The 20154-nt window shown below is 66.4% G+C and carries 18 protein-coding genes; 8 read left to right on the top strand and 10 right to left on the bottom strand.

Features of this window, described 5'->3' with window-relative positions; all coding sequences use genetic code 11:
- On the bottom strand, nt 1-153 hold the full coding sequence (locus tag ACJJVR_RS01535) for a hypothetical protein (RefSeq protein ID WP_405401683.1): 153 nt from the start codon (nt 151-153) through the stop codon (nt 1-3).
- Between the two features lie 193 nt (nt 154-346).
- Here ACJJVR_RS01535 and ACJJVR_RS01530 point away from each other — a divergent pair, with 193 nt between their 5' ends.
- Nucleotides 347-1183 carry a DUF1206 domain-containing protein gene (locus ACJJVR_RS01530; protein ID WP_405401682.1) on the top strand — a complete coding sequence of 279 codons (837 nt, stop codon included), beginning with the start codon at nt 347-349 and terminating at the stop codon, nt 1181-1183.
- Nucleotides 1184-1198: 15 nt separating this feature from the next.
- Here ACJJVR_RS01530 and argE read toward each other — a convergent pair whose 3' ends face one another.
- Together argE and ACJJVR_RS01520 are read right to left on the bottom strand one after the other, a co-directional pair.
- A complete protein-coding gene (argE, locus tag ACJJVR_RS01525) occupies nt 1199-2365 on the bottom strand; it encodes an acetylornithine deacetylase (protein WP_405401680.1) in 1167 nt (388 codons plus the stop codon).
- A gap of 10 nt (nt 2366-2375) precedes the next feature.
- Entirely contained in the window at nt 2376-3332 is a 957-nt protein-coding gene (locus ACJJVR_RS01520; protein WP_405401679.1) for a LysR substrate-binding domain-containing protein, read from the bottom strand.
- Nucleotides 3333-3477: 145 nt separating this feature from the next.
- Here ACJJVR_RS01520 and ACJJVR_RS01515 point away from each other — a divergent pair, with 145 nt between their 5' ends.
- From ACJJVR_RS01515 to ACJJVR_RS01490, 6 genes are all read left to right on the top strand, one after another.
- Nucleotides 3478-5082 carry an ABC transporter substrate-binding protein gene (locus tag ACJJVR_RS01515; RefSeq protein ID WP_405401677.1) on the top strand — a complete coding sequence of 535 codons (1605 nt, stop codon included), beginning with the start codon at nt 3478-3480 and terminating at the stop codon, nt 5080-5082.
- 64 nt (nt 5083-5146) lie between these two features.
- A complete protein-coding gene (locus tag ACJJVR_RS01510; RefSeq protein WP_405401675.1) occupies nt 5147-6124 on the top strand; it encodes an ABC transporter permease in 978 nt (325 codons plus the stop codon).
- Entirely contained in the window at nt 6121-7035 is a 915-nt protein-coding gene (locus tag ACJJVR_RS01505; RefSeq protein ID WP_405401673.1) for an ABC transporter permease, read from the top strand. The genes ACJJVR_RS01510 and ACJJVR_RS01505 overlap by 4 nt, the downstream gene beginning before the upstream one ends.
- A complete protein-coding gene (locus tag ACJJVR_RS01500) occupies nt 7032-8012 on the top strand; it encodes an ABC transporter ATP-binding protein (RefSeq protein ID WP_405401671.1) in 981 nt (326 codons plus the stop codon). Before ACJJVR_RS01505 ends, ACJJVR_RS01500 begins: the two co-directional genes overlap by 4 nt.
- Nucleotides 8009-9010 (top strand): ABC transporter ATP-binding protein, encoded by a 1002-nt coding sequence (locus ACJJVR_RS01495; RefSeq protein WP_405401670.1) that lies wholly within the window; start codon nt 8009-8011, stop codon nt 9008-9010. Before ACJJVR_RS01500 ends, ACJJVR_RS01495 begins: the two co-directional genes overlap by 4 nt.
- A gap of 16 nt (nt 9011-9026) precedes the next feature.
- A complete protein-coding gene (locus ACJJVR_RS01490; RefSeq protein WP_405401668.1) occupies nt 9027-10451 on the top strand; it encodes a M20 family metallopeptidase in 1425 nt (474 codons plus the stop codon).
- A gap of 270 nt (nt 10452-10721) precedes the next feature.
- Here the strand turns inward: ACJJVR_RS01490 and ACJJVR_RS01485 are convergent, their stop codons facing one another.
- Nucleotides 10722-11831 (bottom strand): ParB/RepB/Spo0J family partition protein, encoded by a 1110-nt coding sequence (locus ACJJVR_RS01485; protein WP_405401667.1) that lies wholly within the window; start codon nt 11829-11831, stop codon nt 10722-10724.
- Nucleotides 11809-13215, bottom strand: a complete 1407-nt coding sequence (locus ACJJVR_RS01480; protein WP_405401666.1) for an AAA family ATPase — start codon at nt 13213-13215, stop codon at nt 11809-11811. Before ACJJVR_RS01480 ends, ACJJVR_RS01485 begins: the two co-directional genes overlap by 23 nt.
- A gap of 520 nt (nt 13216-13735) precedes the next feature.
- On the opposite strand from ACJJVR_RS01480, the gene ACJJVR_RS01475 reads away from it, so the two are divergent.
- Nucleotides 13736-14902: a replication initiation protein gene (locus tag ACJJVR_RS01475; protein WP_405401664.1), complete on the top strand. Its 1167-nt coding sequence runs from the start codon at nt 13736-13738 to the stop codon at nt 14900-14902.
- On the opposite strand, the gene ACJJVR_RS01470 is transcribed toward ACJJVR_RS01475, so the two are convergent.
- From ACJJVR_RS01470 to ACJJVR_RS01450, 5 genes are all read right to left on the bottom strand, one after another.
- The gene (locus ACJJVR_RS01470; RefSeq protein WP_405401662.1) at nt 14899-15972 is read right to left on the bottom strand and encodes a Fic family protein; all 1074 of its coding nucleotides are present in this window, start codon (nt 15970-15972) and stop codon (nt 14899-14901) included. The genes ACJJVR_RS01475 and ACJJVR_RS01470 overlap by 4 nt on opposite strands.
- A 69-nt stretch (nt 15973-16041) precedes the next feature.
- Nucleotides 16042-17259, bottom strand: coding sequence for a mannonate dehydratase (gene uxuA / locus ACJJVR_RS01465; protein WP_405401661.1), 1218 nt, complete (start codon nt 17257-17259; stop codon nt 16042-16044).
- Nucleotides 17256-18329 carry an L-idonate 5-dehydrogenase gene (locus ACJJVR_RS01460; protein ID WP_405401659.1) on the bottom strand — a complete coding sequence of 358 codons (1074 nt, stop codon included), beginning with the start codon at nt 18327-18329 and terminating at the stop codon, nt 17256-17258. The genes uxuA and ACJJVR_RS01460 overlap by 4 nt, the downstream gene beginning before the upstream one ends.
- A gap of 9 nt (nt 18330-18338) precedes the next feature.
- On the bottom strand, nt 18339-19616 hold the full coding sequence (locus ACJJVR_RS01455; RefSeq protein ID WP_405401658.1) for a TRAP transporter large permease: 1278 nt from the start codon (nt 19614-19616) through the stop codon (nt 18339-18341).
- The gene (locus ACJJVR_RS01450; RefSeq protein ID WP_405401657.1) at nt 19616-20116 is read right to left on the bottom strand and encodes a TRAP transporter small permease; all 501 of its coding nucleotides are present in this window, start codon (nt 20114-20116) and stop codon (nt 19616-19618) included. The genes ACJJVR_RS01455 and ACJJVR_RS01450 overlap by 1 nt, the downstream gene beginning before the upstream one ends.
- Nucleotides 20117-20154: the final 38 nt, after the last annotated feature.

Raw genomic sequence — 20154 nt, 5'->3', positions numbered from 1 at the left:
TCAGGTCTTGGGCGGGGTTTCTTCGGCGGGCGGCCTTTTCATCTTGGCAGGGTTCATCACGTCGAATTCCTCTGGCGCGTGCGGCACGCCCTGACCTTGTCCCTGCCCGTTCTGCCGGGGCACCACAGGGTCGGATTTCTTCTTGTCGTCCATGACGCGGTCCTTTCTGTCTTGTCCGCATCAACATCCTGATCGGGGCGATGTTCCGTTCGCCTCTCCCGATCGGTCAATGGGTCGCGGGGTGACCTGCGCGCCAGGGGCGGGGAACCGATGCCGTTCCCATCACTTGAAAGGGGGCGCGGGCCATGCGGTGGGTTCCGCGCAAGGCACAACACGGACGAGGACCATGACCGAAAGCAAACTAGGCTGGGCGGTCCCGCTGATGCGGGCGGGTTATATCGGCAAGGGACTGGTCTATCTGGCTGTCGCGGGCATTTCCCTCTATTCGATCTGGCGCGGCGGGAACGCGCGGGACACGTCGTCGGCCTTGGGCTGGCTGGACACGACATGGGGCGGCGGCGTCACGCTGTTCGTCATCCTGGTGGGGATGGTCGCCTATGCGCTGTGGCGCGTTCTGGACGCCACCTTCGACCTTGAGGATTACGGCCGCGAGGCCAAGGGCATCGTCGCCCGCATCGGCATGCTGGTCACGGGCGCTGTCCATCTGGGCATTGGGGTCACCGTCTTTTCGCTGCTGTTCGGCAGCGGCGGCGGGTCCGGCGAAGGCTCCTCCATCCCGCGCCATGTCGGCACCATCATGTCATGGCCCGGCGGTCGCTGGATCATCGGAGCGGTGGCCCTGCTGATCGTCGCCGCGGGCGCGCATTACATGCGCCAGGGATGGACGAACGAATACCGCCAGCATCTGCGCGCGAACCCCGTCACGACACGCTGGAACCCGGTGCTCAAGGCGGGCCTGATCGCGCACGGGGTGGTGGTCGGCGTGGTGGGCCTGCTGTTCGGTTTCGCGGCGTGGCAGGCCAACCCCGAACAGGCCGGTGGCACCGGAGAGGCGTTCTCATGGCTGTCCGGTCAGATCTATGGCCAGATCCTGGTCACGGCCATCTGCGTGGGGTTGCTGGGCTTTGCGCTGTTCTGCCTTGTGAATGCCGCATACCGGATCGTGCCCAAGGTGTCGGGCCCCGACGTTCAGACCCTGGCCGCCAAGCTGATGCCGCGCTGAGACCGGGGGGCGTCCTTACGCCTCCCGCGTCGCCCAATCGGCCAGACGCCGCAGGAAACCGTCACAGGCATCCAGTTGCGACATTTCGATATATTCGTCCGGCTTGTGCGCCTGCGCAATCGCGCCCGGCCCGCAGACCACCGTCGGCACCCCCAGCATCTCGGCAAAGCGCCCCCCTTCGGTGCCGAACGCGACCTTGGAATGGCCGTTGCTGCCGGTCAGGCGCTTGACCAGAGTGACCACCTCGGCGTCGGGCGGTGTCTCCAGCCCGGGGAACTGGGCAAAGACCTCGATCTCGATCCCGGCTTCGGGGGCCGTGCGCCGCATCATCGGTTCCAGATCGTCGCGGGCATAGGCGCGCAGCTCGTCGACCAGGGCATCGGCATCCTCGTGCGGCAGCACCCGGAACTCGCAGTCCAGCGTGCACAGGTCGGGAACGATGTTCAGCGCCGTGCCGCCGCGGATGGTGCCGGTATGGGCGGTGCTGTGGGTGATGTCATAATCGGTGTCGCGCCCACCCGTCGTCGCCAACCGGGCGGCGATGTCCTGCATGCGCACGACCAGCCGCGCGGCATAATCGACCGCATTGACCCCCTGCGGCGCCAGTGACGAATGACACCCCCTGCCCCGCACCGTGACCCGCATCGACCGTTTCGCCTTGTGCCCGATCACCACCTGCATCGACGTGGGTTCCCCGACAATGCACAGCGCGGGGCGGATACCCTCGTCGCGCAACATCTCCAGCAGGTCGACGACGCCCACGCAGCCGACCTCCTCGTCATACGAAAACGCCAGATGCACGGGCCGGTCCAGATCGCGCGCCACCAGGTCAGGCACCGCGGCCAGCACGCAGGCCAGAAACCCCTTCATGTCACAGCTGCCCCGCCCGTACAGCCGCCCGTCCCGCTCGGTCAGGGCATAGGGGTCGCTGGTCCAGTCCTGGCCCTCCACCGGCACGGTGTCGGTATGGCCCGACAAAATCACCCCCGCCCGGTCGGCGGGCCCGATGGTGGCCCACAGGTTGGCCTTCTGCCCGGTGGCATCCATGACGAGCCGACTGTCCACCCCGTATTCCGCCAGATAGGCGCGGACATGGTCGATCAGCCCCAGGTTGGACCGGTGACTGGTCGTGTCAAAGGCGATCAACTGTGCCAGGATCTGCTGGCTGGTGGGGGTCTGCATCGGAATTCCTTTATCGCAGGGCGGTGGGGGTCGGATAGGCAGAGCGGTCCAGGCTGTCGGTCACGTCCTGCACGAAGGCCCGCGTCACCGCGGAGGGCGCCCGGCTGGACGGCAACAGGTAATGCGTGCTGTAGCGGATCGCGGGCAGGAACGGGCGCATCACCACCCGGTCGCCCATCTGGTGGATCAGCGGGAACGGGTTCAGCAACGACACGCCCAACCCCTCGCGCACGAACTGGATCAACGAGACGTTGGTCGACACCTCCAGCACGATCCGCGGGGTCAGGCCCGCGCGGTCGAACAGGCGGTCGATGGCGGCGCGGCTGGAATGGCGGCGCGACAGGGCGATGAACGGCTCGTCCTGCAGGTCTTCGGGGCGGATGACCTCGAACGCGGCCAGGTGATGGTCGCGGGGCAGGACACAGATTGCCTGCGTTTCCAGCAACAGTTCGGATGTGATGCCTTCATGGGCAACGGTGCTGTCGCTCATCCCGATGTCAAAGCGCCCTTCGGCAATGCCGGTCAGCAGGCTGTCGCTGGCCAGTACGTCAAAGGTGATCTGGCAGCCCGGATTGGCCTTCTTGAACGCGGCGATGCGGCTTGGCAGGAACCGGTGCGCGATGGTCGGTGGGGCGACGATGGACAACGTACCCTCATGCGCGCCCTGCGGCCGGTCCGCGCGATGCACCAGCCGCGCCAGCGTCTCCAGCACCGGCGCCAGCTGCTCGCTCAGCGACAGGGCCTCGATCGTGGGGACCAGGCGGCCGTTGGTGCGCAGGAACAGCTTGAAGCCAAGCCGCTCCTCCAGCTGTGCCAGCCTGCGGCTGACCGCCGACTGCGATATGTCCAGCCGGCGCGCGGCACTGATGGCCGTGCCGGCACCCACCAGCGCCTGAAGAACCTCCAGTTCGCGCAGCGATATTCCGGCCCGGCGGTCCCGGTCGGCGGCAGTGTCATCCGGTTCCATCGGCACCCTATGAGAAAAACGCATCGATATTCGCGATTGACATCTGGTTATCGCATCATACGCTGAAGGCCAAGCGGGATTGCACCACCGGGGGCCAAACCCCGGGGCGACCGGACCGCGCACCAGCAACAGAGAGGATCTTGCAATGAGAGCATTCGGCTTGCCCCTGATCGCGGGCGTCGTCGTGGCGGGACTTGCCCCGGCAACGGCCCAGACCCTGTCCATCGGCCTGAAATCCGAGGCCACGTCGATGGACCCGCTGTTCCACCAGCTGTCCACCAACATCCAGGTCTCCAAGAACATCTTCGAGGCGCTGACCACACAGGACGCGCTGCAGATGGTCACCCCCGGCCTTGCCGAAAGCTGGGAGGCGGTGGACGACACCACCTGGCGGTTCAAGCTGCGCCAGGGCGTGAAATTCCACGACGGCGGCGATTTCACCGCCCGCGACGTGATCTATTCGTTCTGCCGGGTGCCGCTGGTCGAGAATTCGCCCTCGGCCTATACCATCTTCACCGGCGGCATCGCCGACATGACGGCCGAGGATGATCACACGCTGACCATCACCACCAAGGCCACGAACCCCCTGCTGCCCACCGACCTGTGGAGCCTTGCGGTCCTGTCCGCCGACGCGCTTGGCGCCGAGGACCAGGTGACCTACGGCCCCGACGGCACCTGCACCGGTATGGGCGACGTGCCGCAGGCCCCGGCCTTCAACGACCCCGCGGTCGCGGTCGGCACCGGCCCCTATGTGCTGGACCGCTATAACCGCGGGTCCGAGGTCGTGGTGAATCGCTTTGACGACTATTGGGGCGGCACGCCGCAATGGGAACAGGTCACCCTGCGCCCCATCACCAGCGACGGCCCCCGCGTGGCGGCCCTGCTGGCGGGCGATGTCGACATGATCGAATCGCCGCCCATCCAGGACATTCCGCGCATCGAACAGGGTGGTTTCACCATCGTGGACGCGCTGTCCAACCGGGTGATCTATCTGCACATGCTGCAACAGCCCGACGCGCCCGGCATCGGCGGCACCGACGGGGAAAACCCGCTGATGGACGCGCGGGTGCGCAAGGCCATATCCATGTCGATCAACCGTCAGGCGATCACCGACCGCATCATGGGCGGCTATGCCCAGCCCGCGGGTGAACTGCTGCCCCCGCCGATGTTCGGCACGTCCGATCGCCCGGTCGAGACCTATGACCCCGAGGCCGCGCGCGCCCTGCTGGCCGAGGCGGGCTATCCCGACGGGTTCTCGATCACGCTTGGCACGCCCAACGACCGCTATATCAACGACGAACAGGTGGCGCAGGCGGTGGCCCAGATGCTGGCCCAGATCGGCATCACCGTCAGTGTGGATGCCAGCACCGCCAGCCAGTTCTTTTCCCGCCGCAACGCGCTGGAATTCCCGATCTACATGGCGGGTTGGGGTGCGTCCTCGGGCGACATGTCCTCGCCGCTGAAATCGCTGGTGGCCACCTATGACGAGGTGACGGGCATGGGCCCGACCAATGCCGGCCGCTATTCAAACCCGGAAATGGACGCGTTGCTGACGACCGCGATGGCCACCATCGACGATGCCGAACGCGACCAGATGCTGCAGGATGCCCAGACCCTTGTGCTGGACGATACCGGGATCATCCCGCTGCATTACGAACAGACGGTCTGGGCGATGAAGTCCGACCTGACCTACGAACCCCGCGTCGACCAGTACACCCTGGCCGCCGAGGTGAAACCCGCCGCCGAATGATGCGCCCCTCCGGCACCTCGCGTCGCGGGGTGCCGGACCACAGCCTCATTACAGGGACCCCGTCATGATCGTCTATCTTGTCCGCCGCGTGGGCCAAAGCCTGCTGGCCGTCATGGCCATGGCCGTGCTGGTCTTCATCGGCGTCTTTTTCATCGGCAACCCGGTCGATGTGCTGGTCAGCCCCGAGGCCAGCCAGGCCCAGATCACCGCCACCGTCGAACGGCTTGGCTTGGACCGGCCGCTCTATGAACAGTTCGGGATCTTTGTCTGGAACGCCCTTCATGGCGATCTGGGCACCTCCTTCGTCTATGGCCGCCCCGCGCTGGAGATCATCCTGGACCGCCTGCCCGCCACGCTGGAACTGGCGCTGGTGGCGCTGGCCTTGTCGGTGGGCATCGGCATTCCGCTTGGGGTGTGGGCCGGACTGCGGCCCGACAGTGTCGCGGGCCGCACGATCATGGGCGGCTCGATCCTGGGCTTCTCGCTGCCCAATTTCTGGCAGGGCATGCTGCTGATCCTGGTCTTTGCGGTGCTGCTGGGCTGGCTGCCCGCCGGCGGGCGCGGCGAGACGACCGAATTTCTGGGCATGCGCGTCAGCTTTCTGACATGGGACGGACTCTCGCACCTGATCCTGCCCGCCATCAACCTGGCGCTGTTCAAGATGTCGCTGATCATCCGCCTGGCCCGCGCCAACACGCGCGAAGTCTGCATGCAGGACTATGTGAAATTCGCCCGCGCCAAGGGCCTGTCGCCCCGCCGCGTGGTGCTGGTCCATGTGCTGAAAAACATCATGATCCCGGTGGTGACCATCATCGGGCTGGAACTGGGCTCGATGGTGGCATTCGCCATCGTGACCGAAACCGTGTTCGCCTGGCCGGGCATGGGCAAGCTGCTGATCGACAGCATCAACCTGCTGGATCGGCCGGTGATCGTGGCCTATCTGATGCTGACGGTGCTGATCATCGTGGGCATCAACCTGTTGGTGGACGTGATCTATTCGGCGCTCGACCCCCGCATCCGCCTGTCGGAGATGAAGGGATGACCGATATCGCACCCCCCTCCCCCGTCCCGATCCGCATCGACAGCCCCGCCAAACGCATCGCCAAGCAGTTCGTCGAGGACCGCATCGCCGTTCTGGGCCTGATCCTGTTCGTGCTGATCGCGATCATCGCCATCGCCGCGCCCTGGATCGCGCCCCAGAACCCCTACGACCTGATGCAGCTCAGCATCATGGACGGCGGCCTGCCACCCGGAGAGGTCAGCATGGCCACCGGCCAGACCTTCTGGCTGGGCACCGACCAGCAGGGCCGCGACATGCTGTCGGGCATCATGTACGGGCTGCGCATCAGCCTGATGGTCGCGGTCGTGTCGCTGACGCTGGCCATCACCATCGGCACCGTCGTCGGCGTCGCCGCGGCCTATTTCGGCGGGCGCTTCGACAGTTTCGTGATGCGCATCGTCGACCTGCAGCTGTCCTTTCCCGCCATCCTGATCGCGCTGATCCTGCTGGCGCTGCTGGGACGCGGCGTGGACAAGGTGATCCTGGCGCTGGTCATCGTGCAATGGGCCTATTACGCGCGCACCGTGCGCAGCTCCGCGATGGTGGAAACCCGCAAGGATTACATCGACGCCGCCCGCTGTCTGGCCCTGTCCGACCGGCGGATCATGTTCCGCCACCTACTGCCCAATTGCGTGCCCCCCCTGATCGTGGTCGCCACCGTCCAGATCGCCCAGGCCATCGCGCTGGAGGCGACGCTGTCCTTCCTGGGCGTGGGCGTGCCCATCACCGAACCCTCCCTGGGCCTCTTGATCGCCAATGGCTACGACTACCTGCTGTCGGGCCGCTACTGGGTCAGCGTCTTTCCCGGCATCGCGCTGGTCGTCACCATCATCGCCATCAATCTGGTGGGCGACCGCCTGCGCGATGTCCTGAATCCGAGGTTGCAGACATGAGCCCCCTTCTGGACGTCCGCGACCTGCAGACGCATTTCATGACCCGCGACGGCACCGCCCGCGCCGTGGACGGGGTCAGCTTTACCCTGGACCGGGGCCAGATCCTGGGCCTGGTGGGCGAATCCGGGTCGGGGAAATCGGTCACCGGTTTCTCGATCCTGGGACTGGTCGATCCGCCGGGCCGCGTGGTCGGGGGTCAGATCGTCTTTGACGGCACCGACCTGATCGCGGGTGGCGAGGCGGCCATGCGCCCCCTGCGCGGCAAGCGCATCGCGATGATCTTTCAGGACCCGATGATGACGCTGAACCCGGTCCTGCGCATCGACACCCAGATGATAGAGACCGTCCGCGCCCACGAAACCGTCTCCCGGTCCGAGGCCCTGCGCCGCTGCCGCGAGGCACTGGTCCAGGTCGGCATCTCGTCGCCCGACGAGCGGTTGAAAAGCTATCCGCACCAGTTTTCCGGCGGCATGCGCCAGCGCGTGGCCATCGCCATCGCGCTGTTGCACAAGCCCGACCTGATCATCGCCGACGAACCCACCACCGCGCTGGACGTCACCATTCAGGCCCAGATCCTGTCCGAGGTCCAGAAACTCTGCGCGCAATCGGGCACCGCGCTGATCTGGATCACCCATGATCTCGCCGTGGTGTCGGGCCTGGCCGACCGCCTGGCGGTCATGTACGCGGGCCGCATCATCGAGGACGGGCCCACCGCCGCGATCATCGCGAACCCTCGCCACCCCTATACGCGCGGCCTGATCGACAGCGTGCCCCACGGCAAACGCCACGGCGCGATGCTGACGCAGATCAAGGGCATGACGCCGTCACTGCTGAACCTGCCGCAGGGGTGCAAATTCGCGCCCCGCTGTCCGCGCGCCGATGCCGCCTGCCAGGTCGAACCCGCCCTGACCCCCGCCGGCCCCGGCCGCCAGGTGCGCTGCCACCACCCCCATGCCGACCACGAGGTCACCCCGTGACATCACAACCCATCCTGCAGATCGACGGCGTGTCCAAACGGTTCACCAAGGACCTCGACATCGCCGAACGCACCGCCCGCACGCTCGGCGCAAAAATCGCCCCGGTGACCGTCCACGCCGTCGACGGCATCGACCTGTCCGTCCGGCGCGGTGAGGTGCTGGGGCTGGTCGGCGAATCCGGCTGCGGCAAATCCACGCTTGGCCGCATGGTCGCGGGGCTGTCCCGCCCCAGCCAGGGGCGCATCCTCTATAACGGCCAGGACGTCGCCACCCTCAGGGGCGCCGCCGCCCGTGACGCGGCGCTGAAGATCCAGATGGTGTTTCAGGACCCCATGTCGTCGCTGAACCCCCGCCTGCAGGTCCGCGACATCGTCGGAGAGGCGCCGCGCGTCCACGGCATCGTGCCACGCCGCGACATCCCTGCCTATGTCGAACGGATGCTGGAACAGGTGGGCCTCGATCCCAGCATGGGCAAGCGCTATCCGCACCAGTTCTCGGGCGGGCAGCGCGCGCGCGTCGGTATCGCCCGCGCACTGGCAGTGCGCCCCGACTTCCTGGTCTGCGACGAATCCGTGGCCGCCCTGGACGTGTCGATCCAAGCACAGGTTCTGAACCTGTTCGTTCAGCTGCGACAGGACTTCGACCTGACCTACCTGTTCGTCAGCCATGATCTGGGCGTGGTCGAACACATCTCGGACCGGATCGCGGTCATGTATCTGGGGCGCCTTGTGGAACTGGGCGAGGCCCAGGACCTGATCGCGCGCGCCAACCACCCTTATACCCAGGCCCTGGTGGCCGAGATCCCGACCTTCGAGACCGGGAAAAAGACCTATCACGCCATCAAGGGAGAGATCCCCTCGCCCCTGAACCCGCCGCCGGGGTGCCATTTCCACCCCCGCTGTCCCCACGCCCACGACCGCTGCCGGGTCGAGGTCCCTGCCCTGCGCGAGGTGGCCGCGGGCCGCCTCTCCGCCTGTCACCTGAACGACCGCGCCTGAACCAAAGGAACCCCCGATGCGAAACGACAACCCCCTCTGGCCGCTGGTCGATGCCCGCGCAGACGCCTTCACCGGTCTGGCCGACGCCGTCTTCGACACGCCCGAACTGGCCTATGGCGAGGTCAAATCCTGCGCCGCCCACACCCGGATGCTGCGCGACCAGGGCTTTCGCGTGACCGAGAACCTGGCCGGCATCCCCACCGCCGTGATGGGAGAGGCGGGCACCGGCGGCCCGGTCATCGCCATCCTTGGCGAATACGACGCCCTGCCCGGCCTGTCCCAGCAACCCGGTCTGGCCAAGCCGCACCAGATCGCCGATCACGGCTTTGGCCACGGCTGCGGCCACAACCTGCTGGGCTCGGCCGCGCTCTCCGCCGCCACCGCCGTCAAGGACTGGCTCGAGGCGCAGGGCGTCGCCGGTCGCGTCCGCTACTATGGCTGCCCGGCCGAGGAAGGCGGCGCGGCCAAGACCTACATGGTCCGCGACGGGCTGTTCGACGATGTCGACATCGCCATCACATGGCACCCGGCCAGCTTCAACGCGGTCGATGACATGCGCTCGCTGGCCAACACGCGAATCGATTTCACCTTCCACGGCAAGGCCGCCCATGCGGCGGGCGCGCCGGAACTGGGCCGCTCCGCGCTGGACGCGGTCGAACTGATGAACATCGGCGTCAACTACATGCGCGAACACATGCCCGACGCCGCGCGGGTCCATTACGCCTATCTGGACGCGGGCGGCATCGCCCCCAACGTGGTCCAGGCCAGGGCCACCGTCCGCCAGCTGATCCGCAGCCCCGACCTTGCGGGCCTGTCCTCGCTGGTCGACCGCGTGCGCAAGATCGCCGATGGCGCGGCGCTGATGTCGGGCACGACCGTGACCTCGCGCGTGTTTTCGGCCGTGTCCAACCTGACAGAGAACCTGCCCCTGTCCCGCGCCATGCAGGCCCAGTTCGAGGCCCTGGGCCCCGTCCCCTTCGACGCCGCCGACACGACCTTTGCCACCGAAATCCGCGAAAGCCTCACGCGCGAGGACATCGCCGACACGTTCAAGCGGCTGGCGATGAAACCCGATTACGACCTGCCCCTGTGCGACTTCATCGCGCCGCTGGAACGGCCGTTCATGGGCGGCATGGGCTCGACCGACGTGGGCGATGTCAGCTGGGCCGTGCCCACGGTCCAGGCCCGCGTGGCCACCTGCGCGGTCGGCACCGCGCTGCACAGCTGGCAGCAGACCGCCCAGGGCAAGGCCCCCGCCGCGCACAAGGGCATGCTGCACGCAGCCAAGGTCATGGCCGCGACTGCCCATGCCGCCCTGACCGACCCCTCCCTGATCCGGGCCGCCAAGACCGCCCATGCCGACCATCTGGAGGGCCAGCCCTATCGTTGCCCCATCCCCCCCGAGACACGCCCCCGGTCGACAGTCTCTAGCACCATGTGACACCACGCGACCGCCAGCGGCCGCCACATTCGACGGCGGCCGCTGGCGGGATGTGCCCTAGTATCACCGCATTCCATGTGCCGACGATCGTCGATCGTCGGCAGGATGTTGGCTGACGTAAAACAGATTGCGCGTTAGACAGGTGTCCGATGACACGCACCACTTTTTCTATATTACTATTTAAAAACAATGTGCTATAGCTAAATACCCGATTAAGCATGAACAGGGCACCCTGCCCTGCCCGCAAATGTGATGTTTCGCTGCGAAACCCTATCGCTCTAACAGCGCCCGAATTTCCAGCATCAGGCTGTCCATCAACTCCGTCGTCAATGCCGACCCTTCAAGCCGCAACAGATGCCCCCTGCTGTCGCTGGACCGCCGTATCGTCACGCCGCTTGATGTCCGCAGCGTCTTGTCATCCAGCCAGCCATGCACGGTTCCGGGACGCTTTGGGCGCCCTCCCCGCGTCGGATCCCGCACGACCTGATCCTGCTGCCGGATCACCGGCTCGATTAAGGCCCATTCGGCATCCGCGTCGTCGGGCGCTGCATGGGACAAGGCCTGCCTGACCTGGCTCTCCGCCCCTTGCCGCAAAGCAGTCGCCAGCTGCAGCCCGCGACGTTCGGTCAACTGCTCGGGGAACTGCAACATATCCCCAAGCTCTTCGAAGATCAGAGAGAAAGACCGGATCTTTGACCGTTTTGCCTTTGATCCCGTCCCGAACAACTTGTCCACGGCGTCTTCGGTATTGGCAAAGGCGCCGTGGTTCGCGGCGATCACGGCGATCCGGCCGCGTTCGAAATGGCTCAGGTTCTCACGGACCTCGTTCTCCTCGATCATCTGGACAAAGGCGTTGCCCGCATCGGCACGAGGTCGGATGATTGCGCGGATCGTGGCGTACTTGTCGGCCTGCGTCAGGTCGCGCAGACCCCGCGTGGCCAGCAGACGGCGATAGCCCGACAACAGGCCAAACCGCTGCCCGGCCCTGCCCTCCTGTTCCAGTTCGAACACTTCGATGGGCAATCGCAACCCGTGCGCCGCGATCGACTGGCGCAACTCCAGCATCTCGGCCTCGCCCATGGTCATGCGGTCGCGGATCATCGCGTCCTCGTCGATCTGCTCCAGCGGCAGCTCGACCATCAGCAACCCGCCCTCCTGCGCCGCGTGCAGGCGCGCGGCATCGGCCTCGGCGCGGGCGCGCGCCGTGCGGGCGTCCGCCCCATCGGGCTGGAACTGCGAGGCGCTGTCGGCCGCCACCTGGGCGATCGGCGCGATGCCCCGGACCGCCGCCGCCCGGTCAAAGGTTTCGCTGCGAAACTCTGCCTCGATGCGGGTCAGGTCATCGGTGCTGGGGGCTTCAAGACGTCTGCGCTTGACCATCGGTCGGCTCCTGTTCCTGCTGTTCCATCTGAAGATCGCGCCACCATGCCCCCAGGATCAGCTCCTTGACCTCGGCCCAGGTGCGATCAAAGGTCTCGCGCCCCCGGACATAGGTGTCGCGGTTGAACTCTCGGTAATCGGCCTCATAGATGCCGTTCACCTGCTCTCCGGCCTGACCCACCATCGCGGTCAGTTCCTGGCGATAGGTGGTCATGAAGTCGCCGAAATAGGCCTGGATCACGTTGGCAAGGTCAGTCTGCTGACCGGCCTCGAAGCGGGTGATGATGGCGCGGACAGCATCCCATTCGAACCGCATCTCTGGCAGGCCGTCGCGGCGGCGGGCGGTGTTCTCTCCATCCTCGACGCTGGCGAAGGTTGAATAGAGCATATCAAAGAACCGGCCTGTCGAGTCGAACTCCAGGAAAGTCGCGCCAAGAGGGACCAGCAGAATATCGGCCGCCGCCAGTGCGTTGATCGTCAGGTACCCAAGAGCAGGAGGCGTGTCGATGATGATGATGTCATAATCGTTCACCACCCCATCATGGGTCAGACCGTTCGACAGCGCATCCCACAGCGGCCAGCCGCGCAGGCCCATCCGCCAGACAGGTACCTGAAATTCGGCCCAGTACAGGTTCAGCTGTGCGCCCAGCAGGTCGATATTGGACCAGTGCGTCTTTTGAATCAGGTCGCGGGCGCCGATCTTGAGCGCCTCGGTCAGGGTCTCGTCAAAGGGCAGGGGGGGCTGGTTGCGGGCCTCGCGGACGCGGTTCTCGTCCTGCAGGGCCAAGGCATAGTCCTTGGCCAGCAACGGGAAGGCCGTGGACCATTCGTCGGTCACCTGACCGCCCATAATCGAGGTCATGCTGCCTTGGCTGTCCAGATCGATGACCAGCACCTTATAGCCGTCCAGCGCCGCCGACATGGCCAGGTGCGCCGCGGTCGAGGTTTTGCCGACCCCGCCCTTGAAGTTCGCCACGGCCAGGATCTTGGCCGGCAGGCCCTCCGGGCGCCACGGGCGGTATTCCCGGTCGGCGGCGCCTTCCTGGGCAAAATGGTCGCGCAGGCGCAGAACGTCGTCGAGGGTGAACCACTTGGAATTTCCCTCGCCCACGCCTTGGGGGAGGTCGGGATTCTTGCGCAAGACGCGGCGAAAATGCGCGGTTGCGACGGGGATCAGATAGCGGCAAATCTCCCATGTGGAAAACCGGCGCAGGCGTTTGCGCCCGTCGGGGGCATAACCCCGCTCTGCCAGGTCCTGGCGTCCGCGGGCCGCAAAGGCGGCGGCCTTGGCGAATCGGGCGGTGCCGATCGGTTCTGACAGGCGTTTGGCGGCGCGGGCGGGGTCTATGCTGAAATAGGGGGGAAGCGGCTCTTTGCCTGACATCTCGTTCCTGCTGCGATGTATCGTGTTCCGAGGCGTACTGCGCTTTCTATCGCACATCGGTGCCCGATTGGGAACGGAATTGACCGGTTTCGCCGCGAAACCTTGTCCATATGCAGGAAAGCAGCCGCATAAAGCTTGTATTTTGTTTAAGGTCTTTAGAGTCTTTGCATATAAAAAAGCGATATTTGCCAATTGTATAGCGAAAAAGGGGTGCCCGTCAGCAGGACGAAGGGCACCCCTTTGCAGGACGATGGGTGCCCGGAAACGGGGGGAGCGGTGCCGATTCGCGGGTTGATGGGTGCCGTTGAACGGGAGAGGCCAATTTGGGCGCGAAAAACCCTACAGCGACGCGGTCTGGGCGCAATGCCATCCCGGAAACGGGTTCCTAATGCGCGCTGTTCGGAACCAAGGTGCCCGTTTCCGGGACAGGCCACAGCGGGATAAGGGTGCCTGAAAGCATGTTGCCCAAGGGTTCCCTTTGCGGCAGCATGGGCATGTAGGCAGGACAATGGCAGACCCCATGGACGACATTCCACGCAACCAGCTGTCCGGCGCGCTTCGGCGTGGCGCGGTCAAGAAGCACGTGGCCGCGATCCATGTGTCAGGCAAGCTGACGCTGTTGCAGCGAAAGCTGTCCAACGTGCTGTTGCTGAATGCCTATGACACGCTGATGTCGCGACCCAGCCACCAGATCGATGCGCGAACGCTGTCCCTGATGATCGGGTACAACAGCAACGACATGGACACGCTGAAGCAGTCGCTGCGCGGCCTGGTCGAGACGGTGGCGGAATGGGACATGCTGGATGACAAGGGCCGGCAGGAATGGGGCGTGTCCAGCCTGCTGAGCTATGCCAAGCTGAAGGGTGGGATCTGCGAATACGCCTATTCCCCGGCGCTGGCGGAAAAGCTGCACGACCCCAAGGTGTTCGCGCTGATCAACCTGAACATGCAGCGGCGGTTCACGTCAGGGCATGCGCTGGCGCTGTACGAGAACTGTTACCGTTTCGTGCGGACCGGATCGACGGGGTGGTGGCCGCTGGACCTGTTCCGGCGGCTGATGGGGGTCGAGGGGTCGGCCTATTACGAGGTGTTCAAGCAGCTGAACGCCAAGATCATCAAGCCCGCCGTGACCGAGGTGAACAAGACCTCGAACATCATCCTGACCCCCGAGACCAAGAAGCAGGGCAGGGCGGTCACCCATATCCGGTTCCTGATCAAGGAGAACCCGCAGCTGGCGATCCTGGACATGGATGACGGCGAGGGCGCGCGCCACGGTGCGGTCTATGCCCGGCTGCGCGCGCTTGGGGTCAGCGACCGGCTGGCGCGGCAATGGCTGTCGGCGCATGGCGAGGAGGTCGTGCAGACCAAGCTGGATTATGTCGAGGCGCGGCAGAACGTGGTCAGCAAGGTCGGCTATCTGAGCGCCGCGCTGGACGGTGATTTCGGCACGCCCGACCCGGTGACGGTCGAACCGCCGAACCCGCAGGCCGAACGGTTGCGCCGCATTCTGGAGGTGATCCGCCAGCGCACGCCCACACAGCGCGACGCCGACCGGCGGCTGTTTCTGAACCAGCTGACCGACCGCGCCGCACGCGCCGATTTCGAGCGTCACGGCTGGATGTCGCCACTGAACGCCGCGCGGATCGGGGCGTTCTGGGAGGACATGTCGCCGGGGCTGTTCGGCTAGGGCATGACCAGCAGATAGCGGGTCGAGCGGCCGCCCTCGGGGCCGCGGCGCAGGATTCCGGCGGCCTCCAGGTCGGTCAGGTCGCGGGTGGCGGTCGCGGCGGACACGCCCGCGATGCGGCCATAGGGCGCGGCCGAAATGCCCTGTTCCACGCGGGCCGGGCCTTCGGCGAACAGGCGGCGCAGGACGCGTTCGGCGCGCGGGGCAGGGTGGTGGCGCAGAAAGAAGGCGTTGCGCGCGACCAGGAAGCGGGCATCCGCGACCGCATCATCGACCCCTGCGATCAGCCGGTCCAGGAACCACAGTACAAAGGGCGTGGCGTCGATCGCGTCGCCCACAACCTGCCGCCCGGCCTGAAGCGCCGCGTAATAGCCGCGCTTGTCGGCCTCTATCTGGCGCGACAGCGAAAAGGGCAGGGCGGTCCCGTCGCGTGCGAAAACATGTTCGACCAGCGCCCGGCCAAGCCGCCCGTTGCCGTCGGAAAACGGGTGGATCGATTCGAACCATAGATGCGCCAGCGCCGCGCGGATCGGGGCGGGGCGGTCGTCGGTCTGCAGCGCGGCCAGAAAGGCGTCCATCATTGCGGGGACGTGGTCGGCGGGCGGGGCGGCATAGAGGACCTCGTCCCGGCCGGCGGTCGCGCTGCGGGTAATAACCATGGCGAAACGCCGCCAGCGGCCCTTGTCCTCGACCTCGAGCCCGTGGAACAGCAGGCGGTGCCAGTGCCACAGGGTGGGCGTGTCCAGGGACGGTCCCCCGGCGCGGGCCTGCAGCATCAGGTCGGCGATGGCGTCGCTGCGGCGCACGGGTTCCGCGCCGCGATGTGCCATGGAGGCCACGACCGAGGCCTGGACCTGGGCCGCGGGCAGGCTGGCCCCTTCGATCGCGAATGAGGACACGGCCTCGGTCGTGACGGCGCGCAGGAAGGCCTCGCGCCGTTCATCAGGGGTCAGGGCGTGGTGCAGGCCGGTGATGGCACCAAGGCGTGCGGAAAACGCCGCCAGCCGCCCTTCGGTCAGGGACGGGTCGTGGCGAAAGTTCGGCCAGGCAGGGCTTTGCCAGATCTGCATGAGGGGATTATGGCGGTTATTCGCATCATGACAAGGTGTTTCATGATGCGAATAATCCGCGCAATCGCCTCAGCCGCGTTGGGTCATCAGCGGATGGGACAAGGCGGTTTCGATGCCGCGCAGTTCGGCCAGACCCTTGAGCCGTCCAATGGCGGGATAGCCGGGCTGTGTCTGGCGGGACTGGTCGTCCAGGATGTCCTGGCCGTGGTCGGGGCGGAAGGGGATCTGCCAGTCGTCGCGGCCCTGTGCGCGGCGGCGTTGTTCTTCCGTCAGGATCGCGGCGATCATCGCGACCATGTCGGTGTTACCCTCCAGATGCGCGGCCTCGTGGAAGGACCCGCCCAGATGCGTGTCCTCCAGCGCGACGTTGCGCAGGTGCAGGAAATGCACCCGGTCGCCCAAACGGTCCATCATGCCGGGCAGGTCGTTGTCGGCGCGCGCGCCAAGCGACCCGGTACACAGGGTGATACCGTTGGCGGAGAGGTCCACCGCGTCCATGACAGCGCGATAATCGGCCTCGGTCGACATGATGCGAGGCAGGCCCAGCAGCGGAAACGGCGGATCGTCGGGGTGGCAGCACAGGCGCATGCCCAGTTCCTGCGCAAGCGGCGTAACCTCGGCCAGAAAATCGACCAGATGGGCGCGCAGGCGGTCGGGGCTGATGTCGTCGTAACGGGCCAGATGGTGACGCACGTCGTCCAGCGTCATGCGTTCGGCGGCACCCGGCAGGCCGAAGACCACGTTGCCGGTCAGCTGTTGGCGGCGGTCATCGGACATGGTGGCCAGCCGGGCGCGGGCAGTTTCCGCAACCTGCGGGGCATAGTCGTCGGCCGCGCCCCGGCGTTGCAGGATGAACAGATCGAACGCCGCGAAATCGATCGCGTCATAGCGCATGCAGGTCGCGCCGTTGGGCAGACGATAGACCAGATCGGTCCGCGTCCAGTCCAGGATCGGCATGAAGTTATAGCAGATGACCCGCAGGCCCGCGGCATGCAGGTTGCGCATCGAGACCTTCCACGCCTCGATATGGGTGCGCCAGTCGCCGGTCTGGCGCTTGATGTCCTCGGAAACGGGCAGGCTCTCGACGACCTCCCATGCCAGGTTGGACGGCGCGCCGTCACGCATCACGGCCAGCCGGGACTGGCGCTCCGCGATCTGGTCGGGCTGCCAGACCTGGCCGGTGGGGACGTGGTGCAGGGCGGTCACGACGCCTTCGACGCCCGCCTGCAGCATGTCGTCGATGGACACCAGATCCTTGGGTCCGAACCAGCGCCAGGTCTGTCTCATGATTGGGTCTCTTTTTCGGCAAAGGAAAGTTGCACCTTGACGGACCGCGCGCGGTCGGCGGCGGTGCGGAACGCCGCATCGGCGTCGGTCATGGGGAATGTGGCGGTGATGATCGGGCGGGGGTCGATGGCGCCCGTGCCGATCAGGGCGACGGCATCGGCGAATTCGGTGTCGAACCGATGAGAGCCCGCGAACAGGATCTCCTTGCCGACCATCAGGTTCAGGGGCAGGGGGGTCGGCCCCGCGACGCCGACCTGAACCAACGCGCCAAGCGGGCGCAGGCAGGCCACCGCGTCGCGGATGGCCGATGCCGCCGCCGAACATTCGAATACCAGATCGACCCGGCCCTTGCCGTCCTGCCAGGGGGTCAGTGCCTGTGGGTCGGCCATCGGGTTCACCGCGTGATCGGCGCCCATCCGGCGCGCGACGGCCAGCGTTGCGTCCTGGATGTCGGTCACGATGATCGTCGCGGCCCCGCGCAGGCGGGCGACCGCCACGCACAGCGCGCCGATGGGGCCCGCGCCGGTGACCAGGACGGTCTTGCCGGTCAGGGGGCCGGCGATCGCCTCGGCCCGGTTCGCGGCGTGCAGGCACACGGCCAGCGGTTCCGCGCAGGCGGCGGCGCCGGGGGTGATGGTGTCGGGCAGGGGGTGGCATTGCGCGGCGCCGATGGTCATGGCGTCGCGGAACATGCCCTGTTCGTGGGGCAGGTACATCGCCGACCCCTTGAACCGCATCGCCATGCAGTGATGCGGCAGCCCGCCCCGGCAGAACTCGCACCGCCCGCAGGGATGCGAGGGGTTCATGGCGACCAGCTGGCCTACGGTCAGCCCGGTCACATCCGCGCCCACGGCCTCGATCCGGCCGGCGGCCTCGTGGCCCAGGATGATCGGTTCGCGCACGCGGATGGTGCCGATGCCGCCCTCCTGCCAGTAATGCAGGTCCGATCCGCAGATACCGCCCGCCAGGACGGCGACGCGGACCTGATCCGGGCCAGGGGCGGTCAGGTCGGTCGTGGCGATGGTCAGGTCGTCCTGTCCGTTCAGGCGGACGCATCGGGTCGGGGTCATGGTGCCTCCTTACGGCATCAGGCGGTTGGGCAGCCAGGTGGACAGCGGCGGGAAATAGCTGACCATCAGCAGCATGATCAGGTTGGTGACGATATAAGGCGTGATCGCCCGGATCACCGGCGACAGCGGCAGGCGCGCGATATTGGCGGCCACGAACAGGCACACCCCCACCGGCGGCGTGGTCAGCCCGATCATCAGGTTCATCACCGCAAAGACCGCGAAATGCAGCGGGTCGATGCCCACCGCCAGCGCCAGCGTCTGCAGCGGCACGAACAGGATGATCAGCGCCGCGATGGTTTCCATGAACATGCCGACGAACAGCAGCAGCAGGTTGATCAGCAGGATCACCACGAACTTGTTCTGGGTCATTGACAACACCCCGTCGGCCAGCATCTGGGGGATGCGTTCCGACACCAGGATCCAGCCGAAGACGTTGGCCGTGCCGACCAGCACCAGGATTCCGGCGGCGCTGATCGCGCTGTTGGTGACGATGCGCGGGATCGCCCGCACGGGCAGTTCGCGATAGACGAACAGCCCGACCAGCATCGCGTAAAGGCAGGCCACGATGGCGGTTTCCGTGGGCGTGGTGATGCCGGTCAACAGGCCGCCCACGATCAGCACCGTCATGGCGATCGCCCAGACCGCCCCGGTGAACGAGCTGAACAGTTCGCGCAACCCCTGCCAGGGTTCGCGGGGAAAGCCCTGCTTGCGCGCCAGGACAACGGTGGTGGCCATCATCGCAAGCCCCATCAGGATGCCCGGAATGGCGCCGCCCAGAAACAGCTTGCCCACCGACATGCCCGACAGTGAGCCCACGATGATCATCGGCACGCTTGGCGGGATCATCGGTCCCACGGTCGAGGACGCGGCGGTGACGGCGGCGGAAAACGCCGCCGGATAGCCCGCGCGTTTCATGCCGGGGATCATCATGCCTCCGACCGAGGCCACGTCGGCCACCGCGGTGCCCGAGATGCCGCCGAACAGCATCGAGGCGGCGATGTTGGCCTGTGCCAGCCCGCCGCGCATCCATCCGACCAGCGCATTGGCAAAGCGGATGATGCGTTCGGTGATGCCGCCCGAGTTCATCAGGTTGCCCGCCAGGATGAAGCCCGGAATGCACAGCAGCACAAAGCTGTCCATGCCCGCATACATCTTTTGCGGGATCACCACCAAGGGGATGTCCGCGAACAGCAGATAGGCCATCGAGGACAGGCCAAGCGTCACCGCCACCGGCAGGCCGATGGCCAGCCCCAGCACGAATACGCTCAGAAGCAGGGTCAGTCCCATCACAGGTCCTCCGATATCGGGATGGCGCGCCCGTCATGGCGGCCGGTCAGCATCTCGAAGACGCGCATCAGCGCCCACAGGCCGAGCGTTGCGAACAGCACCACCATCGAGGCGTGCACGAAATCCATCCGCCAGCCCAGGGACGGCGCGGTCTGGCGCACGCCCACGCGGGTGTATTGCCACGCCGCCGCCAGCAGGCCAGCGCTGAACAGCACGGTCAGCACCGCGCTGAAGAGCCGCAACAGCCATGGCCAGCGTCCCGGCAGGCTCTCGCAGAGCAGGTCCACGTTCACCATGTCGCCGCTGCGCAGCGCCAGCCCGGCGCCGATCGCGCCGATGTAGATCAGGCAAAAGCGCGTCAGTTCCTCGGTCCAGACGGGAGCGGTGGGCAGAAAGGTGCGCGCAAAGACCTGCAGCAGGACCGATGCCGACAAGAGCAGGAACGCCGTCAGGATCGTCAGGCGGCACAGCCGCTCCAACCCCTTGAATGCCTGTGTCATGGGATGTCTCCGGGTGGGGGCGGGGCCAAGCTGTCCCG

It is taken from the genome of Paracoccus sp. Ld10 (assembly GCF_045064235.1).
Taxonomy (GTDB): Bacteria; Pseudomonadota; Alphaproteobacteria; order Rhodobacterales; family Rhodobacteraceae; genus Paracoccus.
Note: the sequence above shows the minus strand (reverse complement) of the source record. Positions and strands in the feature narration are given on the sequence as shown.